Origin of the sequence: Sphingopyxis sp., from assembly GCF_036402335.1 — a bacterium.
Taxonomy (GTDB): Bacteria; Pseudomonadota; Alphaproteobacteria; order Sphingomonadales; family Sphingomonadaceae; genus Sphingopyxis.
Genome location: NZ_DASWTD010000007.1, coordinates 1 through 9,486 on the forward strand (window position 1 = coordinate 1; position 9,486 = coordinate 9,486).

Annotated in this window: 7 protein-coding genes and 2 pseudogenes; 6 read left to right on the forward strand and 3 right to left on the reverse strand. The window is 65.1% G+C overall.

Features of this window, described 5'->3' with window-relative positions:
• Positions 1 to 260 precede the first annotated feature (260 nt).
• The 4 genes and pseudogenes from VGD20_RS00120 (at position 261) to VGD20_RS00135 (ending at position 4,178) form a co-directional block, all read left to right on the forward strand.
• Positions 261 to 1,187: an alpha/beta fold hydrolase gene (locus tag VGD20_RS00120; protein ID WP_331132504.1), complete on the forward strand. Its 927-nt coding sequence runs from the start codon at positions 261 to 263 to the stop codon at positions 1,185 to 1,187.
• Entirely contained in the window at positions 1,184 to 2,329 is a 1,146-nt protein-coding gene (locus VGD20_RS00125) for a glycosyltransferase family 4 protein (RefSeq protein WP_331132505.1), read from the forward strand. Before VGD20_RS00120 ends, VGD20_RS00125 begins: the two co-directional genes overlap by 4 nt.
• A gap of 99 nt (positions 2,330 to 2,428) precedes the next feature.
• Entirely contained in the window at positions 2,429 to 3,832 is a 1,404-nt protein-coding gene (locus VGD20_RS00130) for an NAD(P)H-dependent flavin oxidoreductase (protein WP_331132506.1), read from the forward strand.
• A 44-nt stretch (positions 3,833 to 3,876) separates the two neighbouring features.
• Positions 3,877 to 4,178 (forward strand): annotated as a pseudogene (locus tag VGD20_RS00135) (GIY-YIG nuclease family protein).
• Positions 4,179 to 4,244: 66 nt separating this feature from the next.
• Here the strand turns inward: VGD20_RS00135 and VGD20_RS00140 are convergent.
• A complete protein-coding gene (locus tag VGD20_RS00140) occupies positions 4,245 to 5,243 on the reverse strand; it encodes a D-glycerate dehydrogenase (RefSeq protein WP_331132507.1) in 999 nt (332 codons plus the stop codon).
• Between the two features lie 126 nt (positions 5,244 to 5,369).
• Here VGD20_RS00140 and VGD20_RS00145 point away from each other — a divergent pair, with 126 nt between their 5' ends.
• On the forward strand, positions 5,370 to 5,831 hold the full coding sequence (locus tag VGD20_RS00145) for an SH3 domain-containing protein (RefSeq protein WP_331132508.1): 462 nt from the start codon (positions 5,370 to 5,372) through the stop codon (positions 5,829 to 5,831).
• A 200-nt stretch (positions 5,832 to 6,031) separates the two neighbouring features.
• Here VGD20_RS00145 and VGD20_RS00150 read toward each other — a convergent pair whose 3' ends face one another.
• The gene (locus VGD20_RS00150) at positions 6,032 to 6,499 is read right to left on the reverse strand and encodes a hypothetical protein (protein ID WP_331132509.1); all 468 of its coding nucleotides are present in this window, start codon (positions 6,497 to 6,499) and stop codon (positions 6,032 to 6,034) included.
• A gap of 193 nt (positions 6,500 to 6,692) precedes the next feature.
• Positions 6,693 to 7,880: pseudogene (locus tag VGD20_RS00155) on the reverse strand (acetyl-CoA C-acyltransferase).
• Positions 7,881 to 8,040: 160 nt separating this feature from the next.
• Here VGD20_RS00155 and VGD20_RS00160 point away from each other — a divergent pair.
• Positions 8,041 to 9,486, forward strand: a 1,446-nt coding sequence (locus VGD20_RS00160) for a coniferyl aldehyde dehydrogenase (protein ID WP_331132510.1), incomplete at its 3' end; no start/stop codon positions are given.

Genomic DNA, 9,486 nt, shown 5'->3' on the forward strand with positions numbered 1-9,486 from the left:
GCGGAAGGTGACGGGCTTCGCGGCCCATTCGGGCCAGGCGCGGCGTGCGATTTCGACTTCGGCATCGATATTGCTGACCGGGCCGCGCCACAGCTCTTCGCCGGTTGCGGGTTCGAAGGAAAGCAGGGTCTCGCTCATGGTTGCCCGGCTCTTATCCGTGAAAGCGGGTGTCGGCAACCTGTGGCGGCCCCGTATGACGGATCGCTTGCGCCGCGCGGCGTGGTTGGCGATAGACGCGGACGAGTCCCGCGCGCCGGGACATGCCGGAACATCGACCAAGGGGAATTGCCATATTGGCCAAGCAGGACAGCCGCCGCGACTGGTCGGACCAATATTGGTGGTCGTCCGACGGCGTCCGGCTGCACGCGCGCGTTTATGCCGGGCCGGAAGGAAGCGAAAATGCGCCGCCGGTGCTGTGCATGCCCGGGCTTGCGCGCAACGCCCGCGATTTCGAGGCACTCGCGCCGCATGTCGCACAGTATCGCAGGACGATCGTGATCGAATTTCGTGGGCGGGGGGAGAGCGCCTTTGCCAAGGATCCGATGACCTATGTCCCGCTGACCTATGTGCAGGATGTCGTCGCGATGCTCGACGAACTTGCGATCGACCGCTTTGCGACGATCGGGACGTCGCTTGGCGGGCTGGTGTCGATGCTGATGGCGGCAACGCTGCCGGGGCGTCTCGTTGGCGCGGTGCTCAACGATGTCGGGCCCGAGTTGCAAACCGCGGGGCTGGAGCGCATCCGCGACTATATCGGCGCGGGCGGCAGTCAGCCGACGTGGATGCACGCCGCGCGCGCCTTCGCCGAACTCAATGGCGCAGTTTATCCCGGTTATGAAATCCACGACTGGCTGCGGCTGACCAAGCGCACCCACCGGCTGACCGCCGAAGGGCGCATCGTCACCGATTATGACAAGCAGATCGCCGCGCCGCTGCGCGTGCCGGGCGGTGGCGATGCCGGGGTCGATTTGTGGCCGGCGTACCGCGCGCTTGGCGATATTCCGTTGCTGATCCTGCGCGGCGCGCTTTCGGATATCCTCGCGCATACGGCGGCGGAGAAGATGGCGGCCGAACTGCCGCGGGCGCGGCTGGTCGAAGTGCCGGGAGTCGGCCATGCGCCGACGATGGACGAGCCCGAGGCGCGCGCTGCGATCGACGCGTGGGCGGCGGACCTGCCCGCCGCGTGACCACCGCCAATGTTCCCGCGAGGCTGCTGCACCTTCATTCGAGCTTTTCGCTGGGCGGGAAGGAGGCGCGCGCCGTCCGGCTGATGAATCTGATGGGGCCCCGCGCGCGCCACACCATCCTGTCGGCGGTTCCGGGGGCGCTGGGCGCGCGCGACGCGATCGATCCGGGTGTCGATGTCGAATTTCCGGCCGATGCGCCGCCGCTATATGGCAAGCCCGGGCCGGCGCGCTACCGCGACCTTGCGCGCTATATGCGGCAGTTCGATCTGATCCTCAGCTACAATTGGGGATCGATGGACGGGGTGATGGCGCATCGCATTTTTGCGCCGTTCGGAGGGCTCCCGCCGCTGATCCATCATGAGGATGGCTTCAACGAGGACGAGAGCGCCCGGCGCAACTGGAAGCGAAACGCTTTTCGCAGGCTGGCGCTGCCAGCGGCCGAGGCATTGGTGGTGCCGTCGACCCTGCTTGAGCGGATCGCGGCGGACGAATGGGGCGCGGGATCGCGCACGCAGTTGATCCGCAACGGCATCGACGTCGCCGCCTATGCAAAGCCGGCCCCGATGCCGGTTCCCGGTTTCGAACGGCGCGCGGGCGAGGTAGTGATCGGCACCGTTGCAGGGCTGCGCAAGGTCAAGGACCTGCCGCGGCTGGTGCGCGCTGTTGCGGCGCTGCCGCCGAACGTGCGGCTGGTCATCGTCGGCGAAGGACCCGAGCGCGGGGCGATCGCCGCCGAAGCGGCGGCGTGCAACATGACCGACCGGCTGGTCATGCCCGGCTTCATGGCCGAACCCGCGCGCTGGATCGGCCAGTTCGACCTGCTCGCGCTGTCGTCACAGAGCGAACAGGCGCCGATCGCGGTGATCGAGGCAATGGCGGCGGGTCTGCCCGTCGCCAGCCCCGACGTTGGCGACGTCGCGGCGATGGTGTCGGACGAAAATCGCCGGTTCATCGCCGCCGACGAAGCGGGCTTGCGCAGCGCGCTCGCCGAACTCGCCCGAAAATCCGGACTGCGCGCGCAAATTGGTGCTGCCAACCGGCGCATCGCCGCCGAACGCTTCGACGAATCTATCATGGTCGCCGCCTATGAAAATCTCTATGGTCGCGCCCTTCGGGAACGCCGCCTTTTCTCCGGGGATTAGGCGGCGCGCCCATTGACTTTCACGGCCATGTTCCGCTTACGGAAACGGTAGTGGGGGCCGGTGTGCGAGACGCAGCCGGTGGAGAGAAAGAGATTTGGAATGTTCAAAGGTTTGAAGCCCATCCTTTACGGCGGACGCGAAGTCTGGCCGCTGGTCGAGGGTGGGAAAGGCGTGTCGGCGACGAACCATATGTCGAGCGGCGCCTGGGCCGCCGCGGGCGGGATCGGCACCGTGTCGGCGGTCAATGCCGACAGCTATGATGCCGAAGGCAAGATCATTCCGCAGGTCTATCACGCGCTGACGCGCAAGGAGCGCCACGAAGAGCTGATCCGGTACGGCATCGAAGGCGCGGTCGCGCAGGTCGAGCGCGCGTATGAAGTGTCGGGCGGCAAGGGCGCGATCAATATCAACGTGCTGTGGGAAATGGGCGGCGCGCAGCAGATCCTCGAAGGTGTGCTCGCGCGCACCAAGGGGAAGGTTGCCGGGGTCACGTGCGGCGCGGGCATGCCGTACAAGCTCAGCGAAATCGCCGAGCGCCACAACGTCCTGTATCTGCCGATCATCAGCTCGGCGCGGGCCTTTCGCGCGCTGTGGAAACGCGCCTATCACAAGGTCCCGCATCTGCTGGGCGCGGTGGTGTACGAAGATCCGTGGCTCGCCGGCGGTCATAACGGCCTGTCGAACGCCGAAGATCCGCTCGTCCCGCAGGATCCCTATCCGCGCGTTGCGGCGCTGCGCGAAACGATGCGCGCCGAAGGGATCGCCGACAGCGTGCCGATCGTGATGGCGGGCGGCGTCTGGTATCTGCGCGACTGGGAGGATTGGATCGACAATGCCGAACTCGGGCAGATCGTCTTCCAATATGGCACGCGGCCGCTCTTGACCGAGGAAAGCCCGATCCCGCAGGCGTGGAAGGATCGCCTCCGCACGCTCGACGACGGCGACGTGCTGCTCCACCGCTTCTCGCCGACGGGTTTCTATTCGAGCGCGGTGCGCACCCCGTTCCTACGCGACCTCGAAGCGCGCTCGGAACGCCAGATTCCCTATTCGAAGCAGGAAGCCGGCGATCATATCGTTCAGCTTGATGTCGGAGTGAAGGGCAAGAATTTCTGGGTCACTCCGCACGACCGCGCACGCGCACGCGACTGGGCGGCCGAAGGCTATACCGAGGCGCTGAAGACTCCCGACAATACGGTCGTCTTCGTCACCGCCGAGGACAAGGCCGTGATCCGCAAGGACCAGACCGATTGCATGGGCTGCCTGTCGCACTGCGGTTTTTCGTCGTGGAAAGACCATGACGATTACACCACCGGCTATCTCGCCGACCCGCGCAGCTTCTGTATCCAGAAGACGCTGCAGGATATCGCGCACGGCGGCGATCCCGAGCAGAATCTGATGTTCGCGGGCCATGCCGCGTTCAATTTCAAGACCGACCCCTTTTACTCGAACAACTTCACGCCGACCGTGAAGCAGCTCGTCGACCGGATTTTGACAGGGGATTGAAATATCTCGTCATTGCGAGCGAAGCGAAGCAATCCAGAGCGGCCATGCGCGAACGTCTGCCAGCGGTTTATATTATGACAAACCAGCGCAACGGTACGCTCTATACGGGCGTGACCTCGAACTTGGTCCAGCGCGTTTGGCAGCATCGCGAAGGGCGGGGTGGTTTCTCGCAGAGCTACGACTGCAAGATGCTCGTTTGGTTCGAGATGCATGCGATGATGGAGACCGCCTCGCGCGCGAAAAGCAAATCAAGGCGGGCAGCCGAGCGAAGAAGATCGCACTGATCGAAGTGGAAAACCCGCTTTGGCAAGATATGTGGTCTCAGATCGTCGACGGCAGGGAGTGACGCTCTGGATTGCTTCGCTTCGCTCGCAATGACGCAGCTTAATAGATCTTCGGCATTGCCAGAGGACTACGCCCACCCCTCCAGCACCTGATCGGGCGGCCGGTGGCCGTCGCACCAGGCGCGGATGTTGGCGATGACCTTTTCGCCCGAGGCTTCGCGCCCCTCGATTGTCGCCGATCCGAGGTGCGGGAGCAGCACCACATTCTGGAGCGCGAGCAGCGCCGGATCGACCGCGGGTTCGTGCGTGTAGACGTCGAGCCCGGCGCCGGCGATGCGGCCCGCCTGGAGCGCCGCGACGAGCGCCTTTTCGTCGACGATCTCGCCGCGCGCGGTGTTGATCAGATAGGCCGTCGGCTTCATCGCCCCGATACGCGCGGCGTTGACCATTTCGTGCGTTTCCGCCGTGTGCGGGCAGTGGATCGTCACGACGTCGCTGATGCGAAGCAGCGTGTCGACGCTCGCATGATAGCTCGCGCCCAATTCTTCCTCGATCGCTTCGGGCAGGCGGCGGCGGTTGTGATAATGGATCGACAGGCCGAATGCGCGGGCGCGGCGCGCGACCGCAAGGCCGATCCGTCCCATCCCGATGATGCCGAGCAATTTGCCGCCGACGCGGTGGCCGAGCATCGCGCTCGGCGCCCAGCCTGCCCACTGGCCCGATCGCATCAGCTTTTCGCCCTCGGCGAGGCGGCGCGGGACGCTGAGGATCAGCGCCATCGTCATGTCGGCAGTATCCTCGGTGAACACGCCGGGCGTGTTCGACACCATGATGCCCTTTGCGCGCGCGGCGGCAAGATCGATATGATCGACCCCGGCGCCGAAATTGGCAATCAGCTTCAGCCGTTCGCCCGCTGCCGCGATGACATCGGCGTCGATCTGGTCGGTCACGGTGGGCACGAAGACGTCGCAATCGGCGACCGCTGCCTTCAACTGCTCGGTCGAAAAGGCTTCGTCGCGCGCCGACAGCGAAACGTCGAACAATTCGGCCATGCGGCCCTCGACATGCGGCATCAGCTGGCGGGTGACGATGACGCGCGGGCGTTTCGGACGGGATGAATCGGGCATGGCCGCCGATAGAGCGCGCCGCAGCACCGCGGTCAAGAGTCGGTGTCAGGAAAAGACGGGGGATGAACGCAGCCTTTTGCGCGGCGAGCGGTTGAATTGCGGACCCGAGTTTGACAAGGCAGAGTGATGACCAGCCGCCAGATAATGCTAGCCGCCGCTTTGATGGCCGTCGTGGGACCGGCCGCCGCGCAATCCGACCCCGTACCGCTGCCCTATTGGGCATCGATCAGCGTCGACGAGGCACGGATGCGCAAGGGGCCGTCGCCCGACGTCCCGGTGATCTGGGAATATCGGCGCAAGGACCTGCCGGTCAGGGTCGTCGCGCGTTTTGAAACCTGGCGCAAGATCGAGGATCCCGACGGCACGCAGGGCTGGATGGCGGCGCGGCTTCTGAGCCGCACGCGCACCGCGATCGTCACCGGCGAAATCCGGCCGATGCGTGAGGAGGCAAACGTGTCGGCGGCGGTGGCCTATCGCGCCCAACCGGGCGTCGTCGGGCGCATTACCGATTGCAAGAACGGTTGGTGCCTGTTCGACGTCAAAGGCCGCAAGGGGTGGATCCAGACCGACCATATCTGGGGCGATTAAAGGCAGGTTTCGGCCGGAAGCCGACGATAGGGATGTGCACCCCGGCGAAAGCCGGGGCCCAGCATTCTAACGCGAACTTAGCGTGTTACCGCATGGGCCCCGGCTTGCACCGGGGTGCGCAAAAGGGACGTCTCCCGCCCCAAAGCGGACAATGAAAGAGGCCGGACGGTTTCCCGCCCGGCCCCTTCATTCGTTAAAGCCTAGCGGCGCCAGTTGAAGTGGTTCCGGTAAACCTTCACGACCCGGCCGTTGCGCTCGTTGACGAGCAGCAGGTCGTTGTAGTGACGGACATAGGTCAGGTTGCGACCCGCGCGCGGCACGCCCCAGCGGCTGTCCCAGCTCGGGCGATAGGCCGGAGCATAATAAGTCGGGCGCAGCGTCGCGCCGACGCGGAACTGCTGATAGCGGAACGGGGCGCGATAATTCTGGTAGCGCGTGTCGCGGCGCCAGTCGCGCTGGCTTTCGCGCAAATCCTTGCGGGCATCGCGGACGTCGTGGCGCGCGTCGCGGACATCGCCGCGGTCGCCATAGCGCTGCGCATTACGCAGATCGCGCTGTTCTTCGCGCAGTTCCTGGCGGTCCTTGCGGATCTCGCGGGTCTGAGCCTGCGCCACGGCAGGGACCATCATCGCGGCGATCAGGCCGGCGGTGAGAAATTTGCTCTTCATGGTGCCATTCCTTTCAATCGGTCAGGGGGAGGGGATCTGCCCGATGACAAGGATGGATTAGGCGAGTCGGGTTGAACCGAACCGGAATGCGCCGTTTATTTTCAGGTCATTAGTGTCGCAAATTGTCGCGGCCATAACGATGAAACGGCGCCGTCTTGCGACGGCGCCGTGCAACTTTTCGAATATTGGCGGTTCAGACCAGTTCGACCGCAACCGCCGTCGCTTCACCGCCGCCGATGCAGAGGCTGGCAATGCCGCGCGTCTTGCCGTGGCGCTGGAGCGCCGCGATCAGCGTCGTGATGATCCGCGTGCCGCTGGCGCCGATCGGGTGGCCGAGCGCGGTCGCGCCGCCGTGAACATTGATCTTTTCGTGCGGGATGCCGAGGTCGTGCATCGCGAACATCGCGACGCAGGCGAAGGCTTCGTTGACTTCGAACAGGTCGACATCGCCGATCGACCAGCCGGTCTTGGCGAGCAGCTTGTTGATCGCGCCGACGGGGGCGACGGTGAAGTCCTTGGGCTCCTGTGCATGCGCGGCGTGCGCGACGAGCCGGGCGACGGGCTTCGCACCCTTGGCGTCGGCGACCGACTAGCGCGTCAGCACGACCGCGGCGGCGCCATCCGAAATCGACGAGCTGGTCGCGGCGGTAATCGTGCCGTCCTTGGCAAAGGCAGGCTTCAGCGTCGGGATCTTGTCGGGCATGCCCTTGCCGGGGGCTTCGTCGGTGTCGACGATGACGTCGCCCTTGCGGCCGGCGATGGTGACGGGCGCGATTTCGCTGGCGAAGGCGCCGGCGGCGATCGCGGCCTTGGCGCGGCTCAGCGATTCGATCGAATAATCGTCCTGCGACTGGCGGCTCAGTTGATACGCATCCGCGGTATCCTGCGCAAAGGTGCCCATCGCGCGGCCCGCTTCGTATGCGTCCTCGAGGCCATCGAGGAACATATGGTCATAGGCCGTGTCGTGGCCGATGCGCGCGCCCGAACGATGCTTCTTGAGCAGGTACGGCGCGTTGGTCATCGATTCCATGCCGCCCGCGACGACCAGATCGACGCTGCCCGCGGCGAGCGCTTCGGCGCCCATGATCACGGTCTGCATGCCCGAACCGCACACCTTGTTGACGGTCGTCGCCTGCACCGACTTGGGCAGGCCCGCCTTGATCGCGGCCTGCCGCGCCGGCGCTTGGCCGAGGCCGGCGGGAAGCACGCAGCCCATATAGATACGCTCGATATCGTCACCCGACACGCCCGCGCGCTCGACCGCCGCCTTGACCGCGGTCGCGCCGAGATCGGTCGCGCTCGCGTCCGACAGGCTGCCCTGCATGCTGCCCATCGGGGTGCGCGCATAGGAAAGGAAAACGACGGGATCGGTGGCGGTCATATCGAGAGACTCCGGTGGGGAAAGATACGTCGGCGGGTCGCTTAGCCCTTTTGCTGCACTTGCGAAAGAGGCAGGGAAGAGATGGGTGTCCGGTTTCATCTTGCAACCCGCCGCGCGGCATGATCAAACATCGGCCGCACAGATATAGGGGAGACGGGTCATGGCCACGGCGATCAGCCAGGATATTGCAGGCGAAACCGCGCGCATGCACGACGTGCTTGCGGCGCAGAAGGCGAGCTTTACCGCTGCGATGCCCGAAAGCCTCGCGGTGCGCCGCGACCGCATCGATCGCGCGATCGCGCTGCTCGTCGACAATGCCGAGGATTTCGCCAGGGCGGTGAGCGAGGATTTCGGACACCGGAGCCGCGACCAGACGCTGATGACCGACATCATGCCGTCGGTGAGCGCGCTCAAGCATGCGAAGAAGCATATGGCGAGCTGGGCGAAGGGCGAGAAGCGCAAGCCCACCTTTCCGCTCGGGCTGCTCGGGGCGAAGGCCGAGGTGCAGTTCCAGCCGAAAGGTGTCGTGGGTATCGTTGCCCCGTGGAATTTCCCGGTCGGGATGGTCTTCGTGCCGATGGCGGGCGTGCTCGCCGCGGGCAACCGGGCGATGATCAAGCCGAGCGAATTCACCGAAAATGTCTCGGCGCTGATGGCGCGGCTGGTGCCCGACTATTTCGACGAGAGCGAGATGGCGGTGTTTACCGGCGATGCCGACATCGGCGTCGCTTTCTCGAAGCTCGCTTTCGACCATATGATCTTTACCGGCGCGACGAGCGTCGGGCGGCATATCATGCGCGCCGCGGCCGATAATCTGGTCCCCGTCACGCTCGAACTCGGCGGCAAGTCGCCGACTTTCATCGGGCGCAGCGCGAACAAGGATCTCGTCGGCCAGCGCGTTGCGCTCGGCAAGATGATGAACGCGGGGCAGATCTGTCTCGCGCCCGACTATCTGCTCGTCGCCGAGGACGAAGAAGGCGCGGTGATCGACAGCGTGACGAAGGGCGCAGCGGCACTGTACCCGACCCTGCTCGCCAACGACGATTACACGTCAGTGGTGAACACGCGCAATTACGACCGGCTGCAATCCTATCTGACCGACGCGCGCGAGAAGGGCGCCGAGGTGATCGAGGTCAATCCGGGCGGCGAGGATTTCGCGAGCTCGAACAGCCACAAGATGCCGCTCCATATCGTGCGCAACCCGACCGACGACATGAAGGTGATGCAGGAGGAAATCTTCGGCCCGATCCTGCCGGTCAAGACGTACAAGACGATCGACGATGCGATCGATTATGTGAACGCGGGCGACCGTCCGCTCGGCCTCTATTATTTCGGGCAGGATAAGAGCGAGGAGGACCGCGTGCTGACGCGGACGATCTCGGGCGGCGTCACGGTCAACGACGTCCTGTTCCACAACGCGATGGAAGACCTGCCGTTCGGCGGGGTCGGCCCGTCGGGGATGGGCAATTATCACGGGGTCGACGGTTTCCGCACCTTCAGCCACGCGCGCGCGGTCTATCGCCAGCCCAAGCTCGACGTCGCGGGGCTCGCGGGTTTCAAACCGCCCTATGGCAAGGCTACTGCGAAGACGTTGGCAAAAGAGCTC

What these genes read in the sequence shown, in the direction of transcription:
- VGD20_RS00130 (WP_331132506.1), top strand. Translation starts at nt 2,429, where the DNA reads ATGTTCAAAGGTTTGAAGCCCATCCTTTACGGCGGACGCGAAGTCTGG.
- VGD20_RS00145 (WP_331132508.1), top strand. Translation starts at nt 5,370, where the DNA reads ATGACCAGCCGCCAGATAATGCTAGCCGCCGCTTTGATGGCCGTCGTG.
- VGD20_RS00120 (WP_331132504.1), top strand. Translation starts at nt 261, where the DNA reads ATGCCGGAACATCGACCAAGGGGAATTGCCATATTGGCCAAGCAGGAC.
- VGD20_RS00140 (WP_331132507.1), bottom strand. Translation starts at nt 5,243, where the DNA reads ATGCCCGATTCATCCCGTCCGAAACGCCCGCGCGTCATCGTCACCCGC.
- VGD20_RS00150 (WP_331132509.1), bottom strand. Translation starts at nt 6,499, where the DNA reads ATGAAGAGCAAATTTCTCACCGCCGGCCTGATCGCCGCGATGATGGTC.